The 21,529-nt window shown below is 43.3% G+C and carries 15 protein-coding genes; 8 read left to right on the forward strand and 7 right to left on the reverse strand.

Annotation, left to right across the window (positions count from 1 at the left end):
• Positions 1 to 150: 150 nt before the first annotated feature.
• The gene (locus AHMF7616_RS08645) at positions 151 to 1,590 is read right to left on the reverse strand and encodes a sugar transferase (protein WP_233507414.1); all 1,440 of its coding nucleotides are present in this window, start codon (positions 1,588 to 1,590) and stop codon (positions 151 to 153) included.
• Between the two features lie 212 nt (positions 1,591 to 1,802).
• On the opposite strand from AHMF7616_RS08645, the gene AHMF7616_RS08650 reads away from it, so the two are divergent.
• The 3 genes from AHMF7616_RS08650 to AHMF7616_RS08660 all read left to right on the forward strand — a co-directional run bounded on the left by AHMF7616_RS08650 (position 1,803) and on the right by AHMF7616_RS08660 (position 3,778).
• Complete coding sequence (locus AHMF7616_RS08650; RefSeq protein ID WP_115372526.1) at positions 1,803 to 2,456, forward strand: protein-L-isoaspartate(D-aspartate) O-methyltransferase; 654 nt, start codon at positions 1,803 to 1,805, stop codon at positions 2,454 to 2,456.
• 167 nt (positions 2,457 to 2,623) lie between these two features.
• Positions 2,624 to 3,163 (forward strand): acyl-CoA thioesterase, encoded by a 540-nt coding sequence (locus AHMF7616_RS08655; protein ID WP_115372527.1) that lies wholly within the window; start codon positions 2,624 to 2,626, stop codon positions 3,161 to 3,163.
• A 57-nt stretch (positions 3,164 to 3,220) separates the two neighbouring features.
• Entirely contained in the window at positions 3,221 to 3,778 is a 558-nt protein-coding gene (locus AHMF7616_RS08660) for a hypothetical protein (RefSeq protein WP_115372528.1), read from the forward strand.
• A 136-nt stretch (positions 3,779 to 3,914) separates the two neighbouring features.
• Here AHMF7616_RS08660 and AHMF7616_RS08665 read toward each other — a convergent pair whose 3' ends face one another.
• The 3 genes from AHMF7616_RS08665 to alaS form a co-directional block, all read right to left on the reverse strand.
• On the reverse strand, positions 3,915 to 5,039 hold the full coding sequence (locus AHMF7616_RS08665; RefSeq protein WP_115372529.1) for a TlpA disulfide reductase family protein: 1,125 nt from the start codon (positions 5,037 to 5,039) through the stop codon (positions 3,915 to 3,917).
• A 64-nt stretch (positions 5,040 to 5,103) separates the two neighbouring features.
• Positions 5,104 to 6,561 carry an Asp-tRNA(Asn)/Glu-tRNA(Gln) amidotransferase subunit GatB gene (gene gatB / locus AHMF7616_RS08670; RefSeq protein WP_115372530.1) on the reverse strand — a complete coding sequence of 486 codons (1,458 nt, stop codon included), beginning with the start codon at positions 6,559 to 6,561 and terminating at the stop codon, positions 5,104 to 5,106.
• Between the two features lie 408 nt (positions 6,562 to 6,969).
• Positions 6,970 to 9,612: an alanine--tRNA ligase gene (alaS, locus tag AHMF7616_RS08675; RefSeq protein WP_115372531.1), complete on the reverse strand. Its 2,643-nt coding sequence runs from the start codon at positions 9,610 to 9,612 to the stop codon at positions 6,970 to 6,972.
• 287 nt (positions 9,613 to 9,899) lie between these two features.
• Here alaS and AHMF7616_RS08680 point away from each other — a divergent pair, with 287 nt between their 5' ends.
• On the forward strand, positions 9,900 to 10,238 hold the full coding sequence (locus tag AHMF7616_RS08680) for a MerR family transcriptional regulator (protein WP_115372532.1): 339 nt from the start codon (positions 9,900 to 9,902) through the stop codon (positions 10,236 to 10,238).
• A gap of 574 nt (positions 10,239 to 10,812) precedes the next feature.
• Here AHMF7616_RS08680 and AHMF7616_RS08685 read toward each other — a convergent pair.
• Complete coding sequence (locus AHMF7616_RS08685; protein ID WP_115372533.1) at positions 10,813 to 11,010, reverse strand: hypothetical protein; 198 nt, start codon at positions 11,008 to 11,010, stop codon at positions 10,813 to 10,815.
• 335 nt (positions 11,011 to 11,345) lie between these two features.
• Between AHMF7616_RS08685 and AHMF7616_RS08690 the strand changes: the two genes are divergently transcribed.
• Positions 11,346 to 11,552: a hypothetical protein gene (locus tag AHMF7616_RS08690; RefSeq protein WP_115372534.1), complete on the forward strand. Its 207-nt coding sequence runs from the start codon at positions 11,346 to 11,348 to the stop codon at positions 11,550 to 11,552.
• Positions 11,553 to 11,608: 56 nt separating this feature from the next.
• On the opposite strand, the gene AHMF7616_RS08695 is transcribed toward AHMF7616_RS08690, so the two are convergent.
• A complete protein-coding gene (locus tag AHMF7616_RS08695) occupies positions 11,609 to 11,908 on the reverse strand; it encodes an ATP-binding protein (RefSeq protein ID WP_115372535.1) in 300 nt (99 codons plus the stop codon).
• Between the two features lie 471 nt (positions 11,909 to 12,379).
• Between AHMF7616_RS08695 and dprA the strand changes: the two genes are divergently transcribed.
• The 3 genes from dprA to AHMF7616_RS08710 all read left to right on the forward strand — a co-directional run bounded on the left by dprA (position 12,380) and on the right by AHMF7616_RS08710 (position 15,799).
• A complete protein-coding gene (gene dprA, locus AHMF7616_RS08700; protein WP_317047592.1) occupies positions 12,380 to 13,540 on the forward strand; it encodes a DNA-processing protein DprA in 1,161 nt (386 codons plus the stop codon).
• Between the two features lie 149 nt (positions 13,541 to 13,689).
• Positions 13,690 to 14,529: an aminotransferase class IV gene (locus AHMF7616_RS08705; RefSeq protein ID WP_115372536.1), complete on the forward strand. Its 840-nt coding sequence runs from the start codon at positions 13,690 to 13,692 to the stop codon at positions 14,527 to 14,529.
• Between the two features lie 82 nt (positions 14,530 to 14,611).
• A complete protein-coding gene (locus AHMF7616_RS08710) occupies positions 14,612 to 15,799 on the forward strand; it encodes a class I SAM-dependent rRNA methyltransferase (protein WP_115372537.1) in 1,188 nt (395 codons plus the stop codon).
• A gap of 748 nt (positions 15,800 to 16,547) precedes the next feature.
• On the opposite strand, the gene AHMF7616_RS08715 is transcribed toward AHMF7616_RS08710, so the two are convergent.
• The gene (locus AHMF7616_RS08715) at positions 16,548 to 21,308 is read right to left on the reverse strand and encodes a CheR family methyltransferase (protein ID WP_115372538.1); all 4,761 of its coding nucleotides are present in this window, start codon (positions 21,306 to 21,308) and stop codon (positions 16,548 to 16,550) included.
• Positions 21,309 to 21,529 lie beyond the last annotated feature (221 nt).

Here is a 21,529-nt window from a genome sequence, read left to right on the forward strand (position 1 = left end):
TAAATCTATCATTCTCTTTATAAAATAATGTTGTTAATAAAACGAACTTGTAATCTTAGAATACACCTTATAAAGCTAGATTATTATAAACACATTGATTAACTTACTAATTCATCCATAACCTGCAACTTGTCACCTGCAACTTTCAATTTATTTCCCCCGGCCTTCCACAATCACTTTAATGGTATACAACAGCACCCGGAAATCCATGGCCAGCGACATGTTTTCGATGTATAAGATGTCGTATTTTAAGCGTTTTACCATTTCCTCTACGTTTTGCGCATAGCCAAATTTTACTAAACCCAACGAAGTAATTCCGGGGCGCACCCGCAATAAGTGTTTGTATTGCGGAGCCGCCAGTACAATTTGGTCGATAAAATATTGCCGTTCCGGCCGCGGGCCCACCAACGACATTTCTCCTACCAGCACATTATAAAACTGCGGCAATTCGTCGAGGCGTACTTTGCGCATAAAACGGCCCCAAGGGGTTACGCGGGGGTCCAGGTCCGAAGAAAGGGCCGGGCCGTTGGTTTCGGCATCGGCAAACATGCTCCGAAACTTATAAATGTAAAAAGGGCGGCCGCTCTTGCCAATGCGTTCCTGGCGGTAAATAATATTACCCGGCGACGATAATTTTACCAATAAGGCAATTATAAAATACACCCAGCAGAAAAAAAGCATAAAAAATAAAGAAACAGCAATGTCCGCAGCTCGTTTCAAGATTTCCTGCCAGACCGGCATTAAGTCTTGTTTTACTTCAATCAGCGGCGTACCGAATAAGTGATTTACCTTAACGGAGCCCAGTAAAATCTGGTAAACATCGGGCAATATGCTGATGCGTACATTTTCGCCTTCGAGTAAACTTAAAATTTCGGTAATTTTTTCGTGCTCCTGTGGTTCAATGGCAATAATTACTTCTTCGATCTGGTGTAATTTAATTAAATCAGCAATAGCGCGGTAAGGACCCAAATTGCATAATTCGTCTTCGTAAAAATGGCCGAAAGAATCAAACACGTGCACAAAACCTTTTATTTGTAAGCCTAAGTGGCGGTTGTTTTTTTCCAGTTCTTTGTAAACATCCCGGGCATTGCTGTTGGAGCCAATAATTAAGGTATTAAAATAAACTTTGCCTTGTTTTACTAAATTCTGGTTGTGGGTAATGGCTAGGGTTTTACATAAAGCCGAGGTAAAAAAATGAACAAATAAATAGGTGGCAATGGTTTTATAATAAGCCTGGTAATTATAAACGCCTTCATCGTCCAGGAGTAATACAAAAAAAATAATAACACCCCCAACGAACGAAATTTGCGCCAGGTTTAAGATTTCCTTCACCCGGGATTTGCGAAATACTTCGCGGTACTGACCCGTTAAAGCGTACAATAAAGTCCAGAAAGAAGCAATAATGGCGGCATTACTCAGCAAGGACCACGGGAGATGAATCACTCCTTCCTCCAGAATAATTTTGCGGAGAATAAAAAACAGAACCCAAGCCAAAAAAGCGGCTATGAAGTCGGTGAATACAAAAGTTATCTTGTTTACTTTACGCACAAACAGCGTTTTAAAAAAATGGTAGCCGTAAATGAAAGGCACTTACAACGCGGTAGCTAGCACAGATGCCAAGGGTAAAATTTGATAATACCGTTAACCTCATTTTTTATATCTAACCAGATTCCTAATTTCGCGGTTTAATTGCTTAAGAAATAAAGCCAAACCTGCAGAAGTGCCTTTTAAAATCTTGTTTTCAAAATTAACGGTAATTTCTTAACCGGAAAAAGAATTATTTATTTACTAATTTTTAACGCATGCATACAGATACGTACCGGCACAAAGGAATGCGCAAAGTTCTGGTAAAACTCCTGAAAGAAAAAGGAATTACAGACGAGCGGGTTTTACAAGCCATTGCCAAAGTGCCCCGGCATTTTTTCTTTGAAAAAATGTTTCTGGAACATGCCTATCAGGATAAAGCTTTTCCGATTGGGGAGGGCCAAACCATTTCGCAGCCGTATACGGTGGCTTACCAAACCGAATTATTACAATTAAACTCCCACGACAAGGTTCTAGAAATTGGCACGGGGTCGGGTTACCAATGTTGCATTTTGCTCGAGATAACGCCCTACGTGTATACCATTGAATACAACCAGGTTTTATTTCAGAAAGCATTGCAATTTTTTAAAAAAAACAACTTAAACCCACATACTTTCTGCGGCGACGGCTCGGAAGGTTTGCCCCAGGAGGCTCCTTTCGATAAAATTCTGGTAACCGCGGGGGCACCTGTTATTCCCAAAAGTTTACTGGCGCAATTAAAAGTAGGCGGGGCTTTAGTTATTCCGGTCGGCGATGAACAAAGCCAGAAAATGGTGCGCGTCGTGCGGGAAACCAGCGATGAATTTACCCGCGAAGTATTTAATAATTTTAAATTTGTGCCCCTATTGGGCAAATCAGGCTGGAATAAGTAAGGTTTTGGAGTTATGAGTTTCAAGTTATGAATTAAGAGTTATACGTTCTCTGATCTCTAAATATAATAATTGTAGGTAACTGCTAAATGGTACTTGGTAAATGGTAAATGCCAAGGGGTAAATGGTACTTGTTAAAATTAGGTATATTTGCGGCATAAATCGTATGTATGGCAAACCGGAAACAGAAGAGCGTTAAAGAATCATTTACTACCATGACGGAATTGGTATTGCCCAATGATACCAATACCATGAATAATTTAATGGGCGGTCGGCTGATGCACTGGTTAGATATTGTTTCGGCCATTTCGGCCCAAAAACATTCTAACCGCATTGTGGTAACGGCTTCCGTGGATAATATTTCTTTTAAGCAAAGCATCAAATTAGGCAATGTTATCACCATGGAAGCCCAGGTAACCCGTTCTTTTAATACCTCCATGGAGGTACACGTAAATGTGTGGGCCGAAGATATTCCATCCGGAACCAAAACAAAAAGCAACGAAGCTTTTCTTACTTTTGTGGCATTAGATCAAACGGGTTCCCCTATTGATGTGCCGGAAGCTTTGCCCGAAACAGATAAAGAAATTAGTTTGTACGAGGGTGCTTTGCGCCGCCGCCAGCTGCGCTTAGTTTTGGCGGGCCGCATGAAACCGCACGAAGCCAAAGAATTAAAATCTATTTTTAACCTGGATGAAAAAGTACCGGAATAAAATTAGTTTCAGATTACAAGTTGCCGGTATTGTTCATTATCCCGTACTTTTAATGTTATGGCATTTAACCCATCAGTTTTAGCTTTTTATCAACAGCTTTATACCGAGCATTTATTTATTTTACCTGAACCGGAACTGGAATTGGCGCAAATTACTCCCTTGGTTGCTCCTGAAGTAATTAGCCCGGAAGAAATAGATCGCTTGGGCAGTATTGCTCTTACTCCTAAATACCCGGTTCTGGGCGAAAATAAAAAAGGTTTAGTGTTGCTGGTGTCCTTGCCGGAAGCAGCCTTTCGGGCTTTGCCGAAGAATGAATTTTTAATTAAAGTATTAGGAGCAATCCGGTATACACCTTCTGACGTGGGCTACGTAAATGCCTTACAGGTTAAACCCGTAAACATTCACGAACTTAGTAAAGAGATAAATGTAAACCATTTACTCGTGTTCGGTAAAAATATCCTGGATATGACGGCCGATTCCCGGGTGGGCTACTACAAACCGGCTAGCATCGGCCGCACTCCTTTGTTGGTAGTGGAAGAACTGGAAGCTATTGAGCTGGACGTAAACAAAAAAAAGCAGCTCTGGGCCGCTTTACAACAAATGTTTCTGAAGTAAAAAGGAGTTCAGAAATATTTAAATTAATAATACTTAATTCAGCAAAAATTAAAAGACCATTTGGAGCACCAGATGGTCTTTTCGTTTGAATATTCAAAAATTAAAAAACAGGAACAATTAGCCTTATTTTTTTAGCTTAGTTTAACAATTCGGCTACTTTCGCTTCCAACTCGGGGCCGCGTAAGTTGCGGGCAATAATTTTACCTTCCCGGTCCAGCAATACCGTTTGCGGAATAGCCTGTATGTTATACAGTTGCGCGGCAGCACTTTCCCAGCCTTTTAGATCCGAAACGTGTGGCCAGGTAAGTTGATCTTTTTGGATGGCACCCAGCCATTTTTCGCGGGAGTTATCCAGCGAAACCCCAAAAATCTCGAACCCTTTGGCTTTGTATTTATTATACATCCGGACCACGTTGGGGTTTTCCTGACGACAAGGCCCGCACCACGACGCCCAAAAGTCTACTAGCACGTATTTGCCTTTTAAGGAAGATAAGGACAGCGATTTACCATCGGGCGTTGGCAAAGTAATATCGGGGGCAGCTTTGCCCACCGCCAGCGTTTTAAGCGGTTCCAGCTTTTTGACTAATGCTTTGGTGTACTGCGATTCGGGCAGGTTTTTGTTAAACAAAGTCGCCATGCTATCGGCAAAAGCTAAATCGGATTCCGGATTTAACAAGTTTAAGGTAGCAAAAGCCGAAACTGCGGTTTTCTGGTGCTGCCGGATAAAGCTCTTAATCATGGAGGCATTGCTTTTTTGCATGCTCATGTAAGCTCCCTGGATAACTTTAATAGAATCTTCGTTATTGGATTCGTTAGCCTTCGTGGAACGTTGCTGCAACTGCATGCCAGCCGTCTGCATTTTATCTAGCTTATCGGTGAGTTGCTTAAACAACTGCGCTTCTTCCGATCCTTTAATGGCGTAGGTCTTCCGCAAATCTTTGGCATCGGCTTCTACTTGTATTTCTTTATTGTCCAGCATTAATAAAAGCATGTTCTGGTCAGTTAAAGAAATGCGGTATACGGTGGGCTCATTCACTTTACCTTCGAAGGTAAATGAACCATCGTTGAGCACGGTAGCCGTATCTTTATAAACAAATTGCTGCTCCCCTAGCTCGCTCAAATATACTTTACCCGAACTTTGGTTATTTAATTTGCCGTAAATTTTATAGCTGCCACTATCTACCCCGTTTTTAGAACCTATTTTATTACAAGCTCCTAAAAAGGCCAGCGGCACAGCCAGCACTAACACTACTTTTTTCATCTCTAATTTTTTTAAATTTTTTACTGGTCGGCATTAAAATTTATAACCTGGTAAAAAACAAAACTTACACTTTGGCTAAGCTTTCCTGCAACAATTTATTTACGGCTTTTGGGTCGGCTTTGCCTTTGGTTAATTTCATAATTTCGCCCATAAACATGCCCACTAAGGCAGTTTTACCGGCTTTATATTCCGCTACTTTTTTCGGATTACCCGTCAGAACCTGGTTGATAAAGTCCTGTAACTGATCACTATTAGACTCCTGGATTAAGTTGAGTTCCTCTGCAATGCTTAACGCCGATTTGGCCGGATTTTGTATGAGCTCCGGGAAAATAGTGCGGCTCGCCGCCGTATGGTTTACTTTACCGGTATCTACCAAACTAATCAATTCGGCGAGTTGTGGCGGTTGCAGCGGAAAATCACTGATGTGCAAGGCCAGCTCATTTATGTACGATTTCACCGGACCCATCATCCAATTGGAAGCGGCTTTGTAATTGGTAGTATGCTGGCACAATTGATCGAAGTACAAAGCAATTTCTTTTTGATCCGTTAATACGTTGGCATCGTATTCCGGTAATTTGTAGTCGCGGGTAAAACGTTCGTACAACTCGTGCGGCAAGCTCGGCATTTCGGCTTTAATAGCCGCCAGCATTTCTTCCGAAACTATAACCGGGGTTAAATCCGGCTCCGGAAAATACCGGTAATCGTTCATGGTTTCTTTGGAGCGTTGTCCGCTGGTAGTGCCGGTTACCGCATCAAAACCCCGCGTTTCCGACTCAATCACTTCGCCGCGTTCCAACATTTCAATTTGCCGGTCTATTTCGTGTTCAATGGCGCGTTGCACATTCCGGAAAGAGTTCATGTTTTTTACCTCTACCTTGGTGCCGAACTGCTTGGCGCCTTTCAACATCACCGACACGTTGGCATCGCAGCGGAGCGAACCTTCTTCCATGTTGCCGTCGCAGATATCCAGGTACCGCACCAGTTTTTTAATTTCAGTCAGGTAATTATACGCTTCTTCGGAAGTATGAATATCGGGTTCCGATACAATCTCGATGAGGGGAACCCCGGCCCGGTTTAAATCGATTAACGATTCGGTTTCGCCGGCTAAGTGCATGGATTTGCCCGCGTCTTCTTCCATGTGAATGCGGGTAATGCCCACGCGCTTTTCGCCTAGGCTGGTTTGAATCCAAACAAACCCTTCCCGACAGATTGGGGTTTTATCCTGGGTTATCTGGTAGCCTTTCGGTAAATCGGGGTAAAAGTAATTTTTACGGGCGAAAATATTCTGGCGGGTAATCTGGCAATTGGTAGCCAAACCCATTTTTATAGCATAATCCACGGCTTTGGCATTGGCCCGCGGCAAAGTACCCGGGTGCCCCAAAGTAATCACGCTGATATTGGTATTGGGCAAAGTGCCGTACTCCGTAGAATCAGAAGCAAACATTTTACTTTCCGTCAGCAATTGCGCGTGTACTTCCAAACCAATGATCGGCTGGTATTTATCTCGAATATTCTCTTCCATTTGTTTTGTTGGATACTGGTATCAAAACACCAGTATCAGGATTGTTTGGATTAATGCCTTTTTTTAAAAATTTAACTGTGTTCTTTTAAGTAGATAAATTTTGGGACCACCTAATTATTTAAACTGCTTTCTAATGAGCTGGTACAACTACTACGATCCACTCGCTTGTCATTCAGCGGCAAGCTAATTGGCAACAGAGCTCGTATCAAAAATTTAGCAGGCCTTTTCTTTTGTTCAAAAGCTATTTACAACAATTAGAACTCTTATTCAATTCCCTTAACTTAGTATCTTACCGGATTTCAATGATCATCAAAAGGAAACTTATGGCGGGGTAGCTCAATAGTTTCCTTTTGAATGACACCGGTTGTAGTTGGAACCAAGAGCCACTGAACACTTCGTTGAACTAGCTTAGTTTTGCAATTGCGCCTTAAGAAGCTCTGCCGCTTTAACTGGTATTGCGCTTAATCCGGCAATGTCTTTGCCGCCGGCGGTAGCGTAAAACGGTTGACCACCGCCGCCGCCTTTTATTTCTTTCGCCAATTCTTTCACCAAACTAATTGCGTTCATTTTTCGGTCCGATACCAAATTATCCGACAACATGACCGCGAGCTGGGGTTTGTGGTCAATTTCAGCGGCTAATATCAGGCATAAGTTTTCGGGTAAAGCATTTCGACTATCAAAGGCTAATTTTTTTAAATAATCCGCTGAGCTCACCTCTACTTTTTCGGCAATGAGTTTAACGCCGTTTATTTCCTGAACTTTAGTCAATAGAAAATCTTTTAAAACGGTAAGTTGCTTTAATTCAAATTGTTCCAGCTGCTTTCTTAAAGTGTTATTTTCAGTCGTTAACTTTTCAATAGCAGCCGCTAAATTGGTTTGAACACCTAAAGCTTCTTTTACTGCGTCTAGCTGAGCAAGTTGCTGGTTGATATAATCCTGGGCATAACCGGCAGTGTAAGCCTCAATGCGGCGAACTCCGGCAGCCACCGAACTTTCCGAAATTATTTTTAATATACCAATTTCGCCGGTGTTGGGCACGTGGGTTCCTCCGCAAAGCTCCACGGAATAATCTTTATCAAATGTAATCACCCGCACAAACTCCCCGTATTTTTCGCCGAACAAAGCCGTAGCGCCGAGTTGTTTAGCTTCAGCGATCGGAACGTTGCGTTTTTCGTCCAGCGCAATGCTTTGACGGACGTGTTGGTTTACGATAGATTCAATGTCACGCAACTGATCGTCGGTAACTTTGGTAAAGTGCGAAAAGTCGAAACGCAGTAATTTCTCATTCACCAAAGATCCTTTTTGGGCCACGTGGCTGCCTAATACTTCTCGCAAAGCGGCGTGTAATAAGTGCGTAGCGGAGTGATTTTTTTGAATTAAACGCCGGCGTTCTTCGTCAATCCGGGCCAGCAAAGGCGCTTCTAAATTCAGTGGTAAATCAGTGGTGATATGAATAATTAAATCGTTTTCTTTTTTGGTATCCAGCACTTTTACTTTACTCAAGTCTGATTCCAGGAAACCACTATCGCCTACCTGGCCGCCACTTTCGGCGTAGAAAGGCGTGCGGTCGAGCACTAACTGGTATTCTGTCTTATTCTTCGCTTTAACTTGGCGGTATTTTACCAGACGCGCTTCCGTAGATACCGCATCGTAGCCAATAAACTCGGTGGGCACATCTTCGCTCACCAAAACCCAATCGCCTTGTTCGGTTTGGGCGGCGTTGCGGGAGCGGGTTTTCTGCGCCAACATTTCGGCCTCAAAACCAGCTTCGTCTACGGTAAAGCCTTTTTCTTTGGCAATTAAAGCCGTTAAATCAGCCGGAAAACCAAAGGTATCATACAGTTCAAAAGCGGTTTTTCCGTCAATGCGGTTCTGGTTAGCCACAAAGGATTCGTTTAAAGCATCTAAGCGTTTCAACCCATTTTCCAGCGTGCGCAGAAAAGCCAGTTCTTCTTCTTCAATCACGCGCTGCACAAACGCTTGCTGGGCTTTTAACTCTGGAAACACATTCGCTAACTGGTCGGCCAGCACCGGCACCATCTGGTAGAGGAAAGGCTTCTTAAAATTTAAAAAAGTAAAGGCGTACCGTACCGCCCGGCGTAAAATACGCCGGATCACGTAACCGGCTTTATTGTTCGATGGTAGCTGCCCATCGGCAATGGCAAAGGCAATAGCCCGGATATGATCCGAAAGTACCCGGATAGCAATATCGGTTTTCTCGTTTTCACCGTAGATTACGTCGGCTTGTTCGGCCACAAATTGAATAAGCGGCTGAAAAACATCGGTATCGTAATTGGATTGTTTGCCTTGGATGGCCATGCACAAACGCTCGAAGCCCATGCCCGTATCTACGTGTTGCGCAGGCAGTTTTACCAATGAGCCATCGGCCAACCGGTTAAATTCGATGAATACGTTGTTCCAGATTTCTACTACTTGCGGGTGGTCGTTGTTTACGAGTGCCTTGCCGGGAATTTGGGCTACTTCTTCGGGGCGGCGCAAATCAATGTGAATTTCGGAACTCGGGCCACAAGGACCGGTATCGCCCATTTCCCAGAAGTTGTCTTTCTTAGAACCAAACAAAATGCGGTCTTCGCCGCCTAATATTTTCTTCCAGATTTTAAAAGCTTCACTGTCTTCGGGTAAGCCGTCTTTTTCGTCGCCGCCAAACACGCTCACGTACAGGCGTTCTTTCGGCAAGCTATATACTTCGGTGAGCAGTTCCCAGGCCCAGGGTAAAGCATCTTTTTTAAAATAATCGCCAAACGACCAGTTGCCCAGCATCTCGAACATGGTGTGGTGGTAGGTATCGTATCCTACTTCTTCCAGGTCGTTGTGTTTACCCGAAACGCGCAAACATTTCTGCGTATCGGTTACGCGGGGCCAGGGTGCTTGTTTATTGCCTAAAAAATAATCTTTAAACTGGTTCATGCCGGCGTTCGTGAACATGAGTGTAGGATCATCTTTCACCACAATGGGGGCCGACGGAACAACATGATGGTTTTTAGAAGCAAAAAAATCAAGAAACTTTTGTCTGATCTCCGAAGAATTCATTTATATTCTTTAAGTATTAATGCAGGTTTAAGATTTGATCAGGTTGTTTATCAGCAAAAAATAATTCAAATTCGCTAATAAGAACCGAACCGAACTTAGTCCGTAGAACGGGATTGGGCAAAAGTAGTATTTTTTAAAATTATTCGGTAACCTTATTCTTATTTTATCCTCCTCGTAATCTGCTACTGATTTTTTAATAAAGTGCAGCTAATTCGAGGAATAACCAGCTAGACTTCGGTAAGCAGAACAAAATAGAAAAGGTGGCCCGCGATTAACTAACCGAGATTATGCCTTTTAAGGAAAAAGAAATAGAGAAACAGTACCATAGTATCGGCGAAGTAGCCGCGATGTTTCAAGTGGCGCCTTCCCTCATTCGTTTTTGGGAATCTGAGTTTGAGGTGTTAAAGCCTAAAAAAAGCAAGAAAGGCAATCGTCTTTTTTCCAAAGCCGATATCGAGAATTTACGCATGGTTTACCATTTAGTAAAAGAACGCGGTTATACCATTCAAGGAGCCCGCGAAGTACTTAAAAACCGGTCGGTACAAACCAAAGACAAAATGGAAATTGTCAAATCTTTAGAGAAAATTCGGGAATTTTTGGTAAGCTTGAAAAGTGAGCTAAAATAACTGGCTTCAGTCTATCTGGTTAAAGATAAAAATGCAAGCTTTTACCCGCCAAAATAGATTTTAAAAGCAAAAAGCCATTATAATTGTTTGCCTTCATTTTAATCTTTTATTAAAGTTTAACAAAGATTATTTTTTAAATATTTAGGTTTTCAAGCTGCTCAATTGCTCTATTAAAGCTTTTGCGTTAACACTACAAAGCGTTGTATATCAGTTTATTGCTAGGCCCATTTAATCAATTTCAGAAAAAATCAAACCATAAAAACCAGCGTTCCAATACTTCATTTTAAAACAGAACTTTAAATACGTACCGCTGATTACATTTTTCAATCATAATATTGCCTAAAGACCCCGCTCCCAGGTATTACGAACATGGAACCTCTTGCTAGAGATTTTTTAAATTTTCTTCCTGCGGGTTCCCTTTACCGGCCTTAGTTCTTATTAGAATTAACTTTTAAGAAGCCGGTGCTTAAAAGAATTTTACTTTGAGCGCCATAATGTTTTTCGGTACCAGGCATTTGATAAAATACAGAAGGGCTAGCATAATGGCCGCCCTTCTGTATTTTAATCTGGTAAATTACTTTTGCCTACCCAGAATTACGCCATATACCACCAAGCCGGCTGCTCCGGCAAAAGCCAGGTATTGCTTGTTACGCGTAGAAAGCGATTTGTAAAAATCTAAACCAAATTTACTCGGGTTCTTAAAAGCTTCCATTAACGCATTTGGGTTTTTCAGAAGCTCTTTAATATTATACTGATTTTGGGCGGTTTCCATAGTTTTATTTATAAGAATTTGGTTCTGCTTACGTGAATGCGGTGCGTACGTTTTTAAAAATGCCGGAATAATAATTCCTCTCGGGTAAAAATTTTACCGGTAATTTTCTAACCTGGTTTTTCAAAAAATTAAAAATAGGTACAATTACGCGGTACTTTTACTGATTTTCCTGAAAATAATTTTGCTCTGTTTATGTAACATCTTAAAAATCAGGATGTTATTTTAAAAACAAATTATTTTGAAGTACCCCAGCCTTTGAGATAAATACGGAAAAACTATATTACTAGCATCTGTGGCGTATAAAGTTCGTAATTTCTTTATTATAGCGGGTATTTATGAAGAGTGGACTCTTAGATTATATATTTAGCCAGGTAGATTTTCATACCCTTAACCGGCAACAAGTAAAGGAATATCTCGCTTATTTAAACGAGATTATTAATAAAGATATGTCCGCGGACGATCGGCATAAGTTTTTAAAATGTAAAGTAGATTTGAATAAACGCCTATTGGAGTTAGATATAAAAAATTTAGGAAAAACGTGAACCAGCCTTATTGCTGAAGCAGGATTTTGATTTAAAACGTTGTTCCGGTATTCTCCTCACGCGTAAACCACATTTTGCCCTGGTGCCATTCCACAATAGTTATAATAATCGGCGTGCCTAAACCAACGGACGGCTCCCCTTGTATATCGGGGCCGGCGGGCCCGGGTAAATTTATTCAATAGCGTATCGTGGTACTTGGCCGGTATGCCAATGCCCGTATCGGCTACAGTTATTAAAACATTGTCGGGTTTTTGTTCCAGGTTAACTGTTATTTCGCCGTTGCAGGGCGTAAACTTAAGGAGTTTTAATAGGGATTGCGGATTATTCCGGACACTGCGCTGTGTTTTCTGCCACATCCTTTTGAAGGCAGCATTTAAAAAACTAAAGCCTATGGCCGTTAGATCGTAAGCGAAAATAACCTGGTCCGAGCTTTTAATAAAAGCTTCTATTTAAATACTTACTGAAGGAGATAGTGTCATAAATCACAAGAAGGCGCATACTCCAGGAGCCGTTCTGAGGCATGATTTTACGAATATTAGGTAAAATCAGGTATATAAAGGCCGATAAAACCCGTGCTTATCGGGGCTTTATGGCGCTAAATACCAATTGGGCATAGTAGTTTCAGATTCTTATGTACTCTTAAAAGCCTAATGATTACTTAACGACCCACTTAACACAGTTTTTTTTAATTTTTTATAAGAAAGTAAGGCGGAGCTCCTTAATTTTAAGTTTAAATGAATGCTAGTTGCTATAATAATTGGATATACGAGTAGTGGGCGTGTTCATTTGTTTAGCTTAGCTTTTAAATTGCCGTTTATTCGTAACCCTTGGCGAATACGTACATTTGTTTTTTAAATTTAATTTTTGCGCTGTTGTTGTCAGATTCATTGTTATACGAAGTGGCCCTGGGTTTGCTGCCGGGCGTAGGAGATTTGCTAACCCGGCAGTTGATTAGCTATTGCGGTTCGGCTAAAGCTGTTTTTACCACTCCCAAAGGAAAATTATTAAAAATTCCGGGTATTGGGCCATTGTTTGTGCAAAACTTTAACCCTACGCCGGCCCTGCAACAAGCCGAAGCTACATTAAAACTGGCCGATCAGCAGCAGGTACAATTATTATTTTATACTCATCCCCAATACCCGGCCCGTTTAAAGCAAATGGCCGATGCACCTTGTTTATTGTTTTACAAAGGCAGCGCCGACTTAAATCATCCGAAAATAATAAGCATTGTGGGCACCCGCCAGGCAACGGATTACGGCAGACGCATTACCGAAAAAATAGTATCGGATTTAAAAAAGCACCACCCCGTTATTGTAAGTGGCCTGGCTTACGGCATTGATATTTTTGCGCACCGGGCGGCGGTTGCAGAAGGCTTGCCTACTTTGGGTATTATGGCCAGCGGCATAGATATAATTTACCCAGCTACGCACCGCAAAACAGCCGAAAAAATGCTCGAAAACGGCGGCTTAATCACCGAAAATACTTTTGGCACCAAACCCGATGCGCCCCGATTCCCGGCTCGTAACCGGATTATTGCCGGCCTCGGCGATTGCACCATTATTGTGGAAGCCGCGATTAAAGGCGGTGCCCTGATAACCGCTGATATAGCGCACAGTTATAACAAAGACGTAATGGCCGTACCTGGCCCCATTGACGGCAAAGTTTCGGAGGGCTGCAATCATTTAATTAAATCGAACAAAGCGGCGATATATACCGAGCTCCGGGATTTAGAAGAATTGCTGAACTGGGATAACGCCTTAGCCGCACCTGTATCGAAGCCCAGCAAAGCCCCTTTGTATAATTCCGCCGAATTTGAGCCGGAAGAATGGCAAATTATTCAGCTACTTTTATCCTCAAAAGAAGAATTAATGGATAATATTGCCTGGAAAGTGCAAGTTCCGGTAAGCCGCTTGGCTTCGGTATTATTAACCCTGGAGTTTAAAGGCGTGGTAAAATCCTTGCCGGGCAAAAAGTTTGCTTTGGTGTAATGAGGCTATACATTTAAACTTTTAAAAGCTTAAAAGTTTGGAAAGTTGGGTAGAATAATATTATCCTAAATAGCTGCCATTCAGCAGGTAACTTTTAACTACGCAGCATTCCGGTTATTTTTAATAGCAAGTTTTTTTAAATTTTACGCATGCACCTGCTTTACAATTGGCACTTAATCCGGGAAGAAGACTTAATTATACCTTATAGCAACCGGGCTTTCCAGTACAACGATGGACTTTTTGATACGCTCGTAATGGAGCAAGGTAAGATCCGGTTTCTAACAGATCACTTGGCGCGAATACAGCAAGCCATGCAGGTGTTACAGTTAATCTTACCGGAACCTTTCCGAAATGCAGAAATTTTAGCAGCTTACCTCACCCAACTGGGCGAACAGAATAATTTAAAAAATAAGTTAGTGCGGGTAAAAATACATATTTGGCGTGCGCCCGGCGGCTTGTTTACCCCGGAACAAAACGCAGCGGAATGTTTAATTTCGGCACAAGCCCAGAACCCAGTGGCCGTGGTTATTGCGCAAGCTGGTTTTGCTACTACCGTTCAAAATAACTTTTCAGCGGTATCTTTTTTTAAAGGGCCTTTTGCCACTAAATACGTGCTGGCCAGTCTCGAAAAAAAACAAAGAATGCTGGACGAACTTATTTTGTTGGATGCGCAAGGCCATGTTTCGGAAGCTTTAGTCGCCAATGTTTTCTGGGTGAAAAGCCAGGTTATATTTACTCCCGCGCTCCAAACCGGCTGCATTGCGGGTATAACCCGGAAAAATATACTGCGCCTCGCCGCTGATCAAGAAATAGAGGTACAAGAAGGCTTTTATGCGGCCACGGATTTAGAAGCGGCGGAAGTTGTTTTTACTTCTAATGTAACGGGTTTGCGCCCGATAGCCGCTATGGGTTCAAAAAAGTTTATGCTGGATCATGAATTAATAACCAGGCTACAGGCAGTTCTTTTCCCGGCCACCAATCCCTCCTGATTGGTCTGTTTGCCCGATAGTACTTATTTCCCGCGGAAACTGGTACCTTTGCGGTTTATTCATACAAGCAATTTTTAGCAACATGACCGATCGGATTCAGATTATTTTACACGCCGGTAAAGAACAATCTCTCAAAAGATTTCACCCTTGGGTATTTTCGGGAGCCATAAAAAAAATGACCGGCGTACCCCAGGATGGCGATACGGTGGAAGTGTATTCGAGCCGGAACGAGTTTCTGGGCGTGGGTCATTACCAAAAAGGTTCGATTACGGTCCGGGTTATTTCTTTTGAACCTACTCTAACGGACGCTACTTTCTGGCGCCGGAAAATACAGCAAGCGTATAATTACCGGCAAGTTTTAGGGTTTATAGATAACCCACACACGAACGTGTACCGCCTGGTTTTTGCCGAAGGCGATGGTTTACCCGGGTTAATTATTGATGTGTACGGCGATACCGCGGTCATGCAAGCCCACAGTTTGGGCATATACCGGGCCCTGGCGCTTATCGCGCAAGCATTACAGGAGGTGTACGGCCAAAGCTTAAAAAACATTTACGATAAAAGTGCCGAAACGCTGCACTTACAAGATACTGGAGCGCCGCTCAACAGCTATTTGCTCGGCAGCGGCGAAGAAGCCCGCATAGTAACCGAAAATGCGAATTCTTTCTTCGTAGACTGGATTACCGGCCAGAAAACCGGCTTTTTTATTGACCAACGGGAGAACCGGCAATTACTGGCTACTTACGCCGCAGGCAAATCGGTACTGAATACTTTTTGTTATACCGGCGGTTTTTCGGTGTACGCTCTAAATGCGGGGGCTACCCTGGTGCATTCCGTAGATAGCTCCAAAAAAGCCATTGAACTCACCGACCGCAATGCCGCTTTAAATCACGCCGGTGCCCGCCACGCTTCTTTTGCGGTAGATACGTTTAGTTTTTTTAAAAATCAACCGCAGCCCTACGATATTATCATCCTGGACCCGCCCGCTTTCGCCAAGCACCACAACGTGCGCCACAATGCGGTTATGGGTTACAAACGCCTGAATGCCGAAGCCTTAAAGCAAATTAAACCCGGTGGCATTCTGTTTACTTTTTCCTGTTCCCAGGCCGTTGACCGATATTTATTTAATAATACCATTATGGCCGCCGCCATTGAAGCCGGCCGCAATATTAAAATCATGCACCACCTCTCCCAGCCCGCCGACCACCCGGTTTCTATGTATCATCCCGAAGGAGAATACCTGAAAGGGTTGGTTTTGTTTGTGGAGTAGTTGCATCTGGTAGACTCCTGTAGTTAGTAGTTTTTTTAAAAGTGTTTCCTGGCCTTACTGGCTGATCTTCGGGTCCTTATTAAGGCTCCCTGTTCAGGTACTATTTAACTGGTTAGCTACACGTTTGCCGGCACCGGCAACCCCTCCACCTTCCGGGCACCTCCCCTAAAAACAGGGAAGGTGATGCCAGCATAGCTTCTTACTTTCTTTTTTCGCTCGCTAATAGGTTTACTTTCCACCCGAAAGAATGTATTATGCCATAAGTCCGTTTAACTTTCTTAATGAATATGTTTAGGTGAGATTAATTCGTGTAATGGGGTTGTTATTTGTAAAAACTTTCGTTTCGGATAGGAAAGCTTTTTTAAAAATTAATGCTCAATAATCTTACATCTTTGTAGATAAATTTTCCTACTGATTTTAACAACTCTTAATTATTAAAAGCCGAAACCAAAAGTAAACGATACTATTTTGGCAGTGGAGGGCATCGTGTGTTTCCTTGCTCAGCTTAGCATTTCTGTAGCAGCAAAAAAGGAAAATAGAAGCTATAGCCGCATCTCCTCCCCTGTTTTTAGGGGAGGTGCCCTTTAGGGCGGTGGGGTGAAACAGGAATTGCTCCAAAGATCTACTTATAAAGCCAGGAAACTCTTTGCGCTAGCTACTGTTTCCAAATCAGTAAAGAGCATTAAAAAAGCGATCATGAAAGATTCTCATCATTGCTTTTTTTAATTATTAAACAACGAGCAACGCCTTATTTATGTTTGTTGGCAGGAATAATAATGGTGAACCGGCTGCCCTGGCCAGGTTCCGAATCGATATTCATGCTGCCATCTACCAGTACCAGGCGGTTCCGGATGCTGCTCAGGCCTAGACCGCCCAGGCCTACTTTTTGTACCTCAAAACCTTCGCCGTTATCTTCTACACGCAATACTAATTTCGACTTTTGTTTTACCACCTGAATATTGGCTTCGGTAGCCTGCGCGTGTTTTAAGATGTTGTTAAGTAATTCTTGGCTTATTCGGAACAAGGCCGTTTCCAGAACATCATCGAGCCGTTCTTTTAAACCGATTACCTCGCATTGCACCTGCAGTTTAGAAGAAGATACGCGTTTACAAATTTCGCCCAAGGCAGCTTCCAAACCAAAATCCCGAAGGATAGATGGCATTAATTCAAAAGAAAGTTGCCGGGTTTCCTTAATCGCATCGTCGAGCAAATCATCTACTACGCGTTTTAATTCTTTATTATGGGCGCTTTCTAATTGTAAATCTGCTATTTTTAATTTGGTGGCATATAGCAATTGGCCCAGCCCGTTGTGCAACGATTCCGAAATCCGTTTCCGTTCGGTTTCCTGCGTTTCCAGAATGGCATTTAAAACAGCTTTCTGTTGGTGCAAACGTAAGTTTATGCGTTCATCTTCCAGGCGTTTGCGCTCGGTAATGTCATGAATAGTACTTAGGCCGCCAATTACCTCGCCTTTATCGTTAAACAGCGGAATGGTGCTGGTTTCGAAATAGCCCTCGCGCAAACCATACGGATGATCGTGCAAAACGGTTTTTTCGCCATTTAAAGCCTTGTGAATAGCCCTACCCTCATCATTAAAGTGGTATTCCGGGAATAAATCAAAAATGTTTTTACCAATTACTTCTTCTTTTAAAATGCCGTTGAGCACTTCCATCATCATATTCCAGGAAGTAATGCAGGCGTTTTTATCAAAGGCCACAATGCCGTCGATGCTGTTGTCGAGCAAATTTTCCGAAAATTCTTTTTCGGATTTTAGTTGCTGCTCCCACATAATACTCTCGGTTACATCCTGGGCAATCCCTACAACCTGCCGCGACTGGTTATTTTCGTCGTGCAAGAAAACCATAGCCCGGTCGCGAAACCACCGGATTTCTCCGGCGGCATCTATTACCCGGTAAAAGATTTCTTTGATTTCTTTTCCGACCAGCGAATGGAAATTTTTAAAAAAATCCTGCACCTGCGGTAAATCTTCGGGATGCACCAATCTAAAAAGCGAAAATTCGCTGGTATCCAGAAAGGTGTTAGGATCATAGCCCAACATTTCGGCTAAATTGCGGTTTAAAAACACGTTGTTGTTTTGGGCCAGGTCATACACGTAAATAAAGTCGGGCGAAGTTTCGGTTATTTGCCGGATAAAGTGGCGGTTTTCTTCCAGCTCCTGTATCAGCACTTTTTGCTCATGAATATCGGTAGCAGTACCAATCCAAAGCGTTATTGCACCTTCTTCATTTTTAATGGGCACGGCGTAATTTAAGTGCCAGCGGTAAGTGTTATCGTGGCGGCACAGCAGCGTTTCTACCCGGTACGTTTCGCCGGTTTGCAATGACTTGCGGTAGGCACTGATTACTTGCTCCCGGTAATCCGGGTGAAGGGCCTGGGTCCAGCCCCAGCCAATGGATTGTTCCAGGGTAAGGCCGGTATATTGGTGCCAGTTTTGGTTGTAAGAATTAGCATAACCATCGGGTAAGGTGGTCCAGGTGGGCAACGGTATAGCTTCGGAGAGTAACCGGAACCGTTCGGCACTTTCGCGGATTTCGTCGGCTTGTTGCACTAATTGGTGCTCGGCCTGTTTGCGCTCTGTAATGTTTTCGAGGGTTAACACCAAACCATCGTTTAATTTTACCGCTATCAAATGAAACCAGTACGTGTGGCCTTCGTGGTCTTGCTCTACTTCCAGTTCCAGTGGTTGTTGGGTTTCTACTATCTGCACCAATCTATCAAACAGTTCGATCCGCAACATTCCCGGAAACTCCCGCCGGAAACGTTTACCGATTACCTCTGCTTCGGGCCGGTTTAAAAATTCCTGGGCTTTGGCATTGACCATCGTCCATTCAAAATCTACGATGTGGTCGCTGCTCCCGCGTACGGCTTTAAAGACCTGAATCATGCTCATCGAAGAATCCAGAATGCCGGTTTGCAGCAAATGCAGGTTTTTCAGTTCGTTTATTTTTACAAAAAGAATAATGGCCCCGTCTATTTTACCGGTTTGGGTAATGTAAGGCAGAATGCGCATTTGGTACCAAATGCCTTCTTTATCCTGCACTTCTTTTTCGATGGTAGCGGGGCTGGCAATTACCCGCCGGATATCTTCTACCAGGCCATCGTATTTCAGGTTATTCGAAATTTGGTAAATGGAGCGCCCGATATCGCTTTCGATGAGGTTAATCTGTTGGGTAGCCGCCGGCGTGTATTTCCGGATTTCAAGGTTTAAATCCACGAAAATCTGGCTGATGTTGGTGCTCCGGAAGTAATTATTCAGATCGTCGTCGAGCTCCATGAGTACTTTAATTTTGTACTGGTGCTCGGCGTTAATGGTGTGCAGTTCTTCGTTTAACGATTGCAGTTCTTCGTTGGTGCTTTGCAGCTCTTCGTTCGAGGAGAGCAGCTCTTCGTTGGTGCTTTGCAGTTCTTCGTTGGCCGTTTCGAGTTCTTCTACTACCAGTTGCAAATCTTCTTTGGTGTGCTGCAATTCCATTTCCAGTTCAGAAACGCGGCCTTCGTTTTCCTGTTCGTACCAATAGCGCTCCGGATCCTCAATGGTTAAGGGTTCCGATTTTTCTTCGCTCAGCAGCACCAGTACAAATTTTTGCTGCAGCCTTTTGTCATCCAGATAGGGTTTAATGACTACATCCAGCCGGCGCAGCAAACCCTTATCGCGCACCTGTACCCCTTTCATACTTATTTTTTCTTTATCCCGTACCGCTTTCCGCAGCAGCGTACCCAGATTCAGGGCCAGGTCGGGGGGCACCATTTTGAGCAAGTTCATGGTCAGGGCCTTATCGGGTAGTGTCAGGTATTTATTATAGTCGCCGGCCCCGTGAATCACGTCAAAGTTCTGGTTAACGTACACGGCGGCGTACCCGAGTTCTTCCAGAATGGTTTCGTTCAGCGTCTCGGCTACCAAGTGGGTAAGCGCAACTTTGGGGCTTAGCTCGCGGCTATGCCGGGGAAAGTCGAGCTGGTAATTACTGCGGCCCACGCTAGTCGAAAAATTTTCGAGCCCCAAAGGGCGCGCTGGTTCTACGTTGCGGAATATTTTCCATTTTTTATTTACCTCCACAAAATTTTTCAGGTCGCCCACACTCTCGCTGGAACCTAAAAACAGGTAGCCGCCTTCTTGCAGAGCATAATGAAACTTGGTAATTATTTTTTTTTGCAACTGGGGGTTTAGGTAGATAAGCATGTTGCGGCAGCTCACCAAATCCATTTTACTGAAGGGCGGGTCGCTAATGATATTGTGGTGCGAAAAAATAACCATTTTCCGGATTACCTGGCACACCCGGAACTTGCCGTCTTCTTTCACGAAATGCTGCAAAAGCCTATCCTCCGATAGTTCGGTTAAAACATTATAGGGGTATAAACCACGGCCGGCAAATTCCAGGGCTTCGCGGTCAATGTCGGAGGCAAATATTTTAACTTCTATTTCGGATTTAACTTTTTCCAGGTATTCGCGCGCCAGAATGGCCAGCGAGTAAGCTTCTTCGCCGGTAGAACAGCCGGCCACCCACACGCGCAATTGCTCTTTGGCGCTTTTTCCTTCTACCAAATTAGGAATTGCCTTGCGCTGGATTACTTCGAAAGCCTCTTCGTCGCGAAAAAATTTAGTTACCCCAATTAAAAATTCTTTACTGATGGTTTCTATTTCTTCGGGGTGCAGTTGTAAATAGTCTAAATAATTGGTAAGGCTGTTGAGGTTAGTAATAGCCATGCGCCGCGATATGCGCCGGATAATGGTCGGCCGCTTGTAATTTAAAAAATCCAGGCCGGTACGGTCGTGTACCAGGCTTAAAATCTGGTTTAACGTTTCTTCGTGCTGGTTATCAATAAATGCAGTTACTTGCTGGGTGAGGGGCGCTATTTTTACGTGATTAAAAATTTCGTCGGGCATGAGCTCGGGCGGCAAAACAAAATCGGTGTAGCCCGATTGGATCGCATGGCGCGGCATGCCGTCGTACTTGGCAGTTTCGGGGTCTTGCACCAGTACCAGGCCGCCGGCTTTTTTTATTGCCACTATTCCTCCGGAGCCGTCGTTGCCGATACCGGATAAAATAATACCGATGGCTTTTTTACCTTTATCAACGGCCAGCGATTTAAAAAAAGTATCAATACTGTACGGGATCGCTGGTTCGGCCGGCCGAGCTGCGAGGTGCAAAATATTATCCTGGATGGTAACCTGTTTATCAGAAGGCATAATGTACACCTGGTTTACTCCCACGGGCATACCGTCCTGCGCTTCCTGAATTTTTAATACTGATTCGCGGGCCAGAATTTCGGCTAATAAGCTGCGGTGGTCCGGCGACATGTGCTGCACCACCACGTACGACACACTATCGGGGGGGATATGTTCGAATAAAACGTGCAGCGCCTGCAAGCCGCCCGCCGAGGCACCAATGCCAATCACGTACGGCTCGTTATGATTAACCTCGCGCGTAGCACCAGCGGCTTCTTCCGGAATATTTTCTTCGGCATTATTATCTTTGTCAGAAGTCATTAGTAGTTATTATTAGGTGCATTACTATAGCTATTACTGCCCGGATGAAGCTAGTACCTTTGGATTGATAAAGAAGTAAGTAGAAAATACTAATTATTTAATCAGTAAATACTTATTATTTACGTATAACACACATCATACACATTGTAATGATGCAGTATACGTTAAAAACACGTATTTAACTGTTTTCCGGCCTAAATTTTATCCGGCTTGATTCTAAT

The organism is Adhaeribacter pallidiroseus, assembly GCF_003340495.1.
GTDB classification, from domain to species: Bacteria; Bacteroidota; Bacteroidia; order Cytophagales; family Hymenobacteraceae; genus Adhaeribacter; species Adhaeribacter pallidiroseus.

What these genes read in the sequence shown, in the direction of transcription:
- AHMF7616_RS08650 (WP_115372526.1), top strand. Translation starts at nt 1,803, where the DNA reads ATGCATACAGATACGTACCGGCACAAAGGAATGCGCAAAGTTCTGGTA.
- AHMF7616_RS08655 (WP_115372527.1), top strand. Translation starts at nt 2,624, where the DNA reads ATGGCAAACCGGAAACAGAAGAGCGTTAAAGAATCATTTACTACCATG.
- AHMF7616_RS08660 (WP_115372528.1), top strand. Translation starts at nt 3,221, where the DNA reads ATGGCATTTAACCCATCAGTTTTAGCTTTTTATCAACAGCTTTATACC.
- AHMF7616_RS08665 (WP_115372529.1), bottom strand. Translation starts at nt 5,039, where the DNA reads ATGAAAAAAGTAGTGTTAGTGCTGGCTGTGCCGCTGGCCTTTTTAGGA.
- gatB (WP_115372530.1), bottom strand. Translation starts at nt 6,561, where the DNA reads ATGGAAGAGAATATTCGAGATAAATACCAGCCGATCATTGGTTTGGAA.
- alaS (WP_115372531.1), bottom strand. Translation starts at nt 9,612, where the DNA reads ATGAATTCTTCGGAGATCAGACAAAAGTTTCTTGATTTTTTTGCTTCT.
- AHMF7616_RS08680 (WP_115372532.1), top strand. Translation starts at nt 9,900, where the DNA reads ATGCCTTTTAAGGAAAAAGAAATAGAGAAACAGTACCATAGTATCGGC.
- AHMF7616_RS08685 (WP_115372533.1), bottom strand. Translation starts at nt 11,010, where the DNA reads ATGGAAACCGCCCAAAATCAGTATAATATTAAAGAGCTTCTGAAAAAC.
- AHMF7616_RS08690 (WP_115372534.1), top strand. Translation starts at nt 11,346, where the DNA reads ATGAAGAGTGGACTCTTAGATTATATATTTAGCCAGGTAGATTTTCAT.
- AHMF7616_RS08695 (WP_115372535.1), bottom strand. Translation starts at nt 11,908, where the DNA reads ATGTGGCAGAAAACACAGCGCAGTGTCCGGAATAATCCGCAATCCCTA.
- AHMF7616_RS08705 (WP_115372536.1), top strand. Translation starts at nt 13,690, where the DNA reads ATGCACCTGCTTTACAATTGGCACTTAATCCGGGAAGAAGACTTAATT.
- AHMF7616_RS08710 (WP_115372537.1), top strand. Translation starts at nt 14,612, where the DNA reads ATGACCGATCGGATTCAGATTATTTTACACGCCGGTAAAGAACAATCT.
- AHMF7616_RS08715 (WP_115372538.1), bottom strand. Translation starts at nt 21,308, where the DNA reads ATGACTTCTGACAAAGATAATAATGCCGAAGAAAATATTCCGGAAGAA.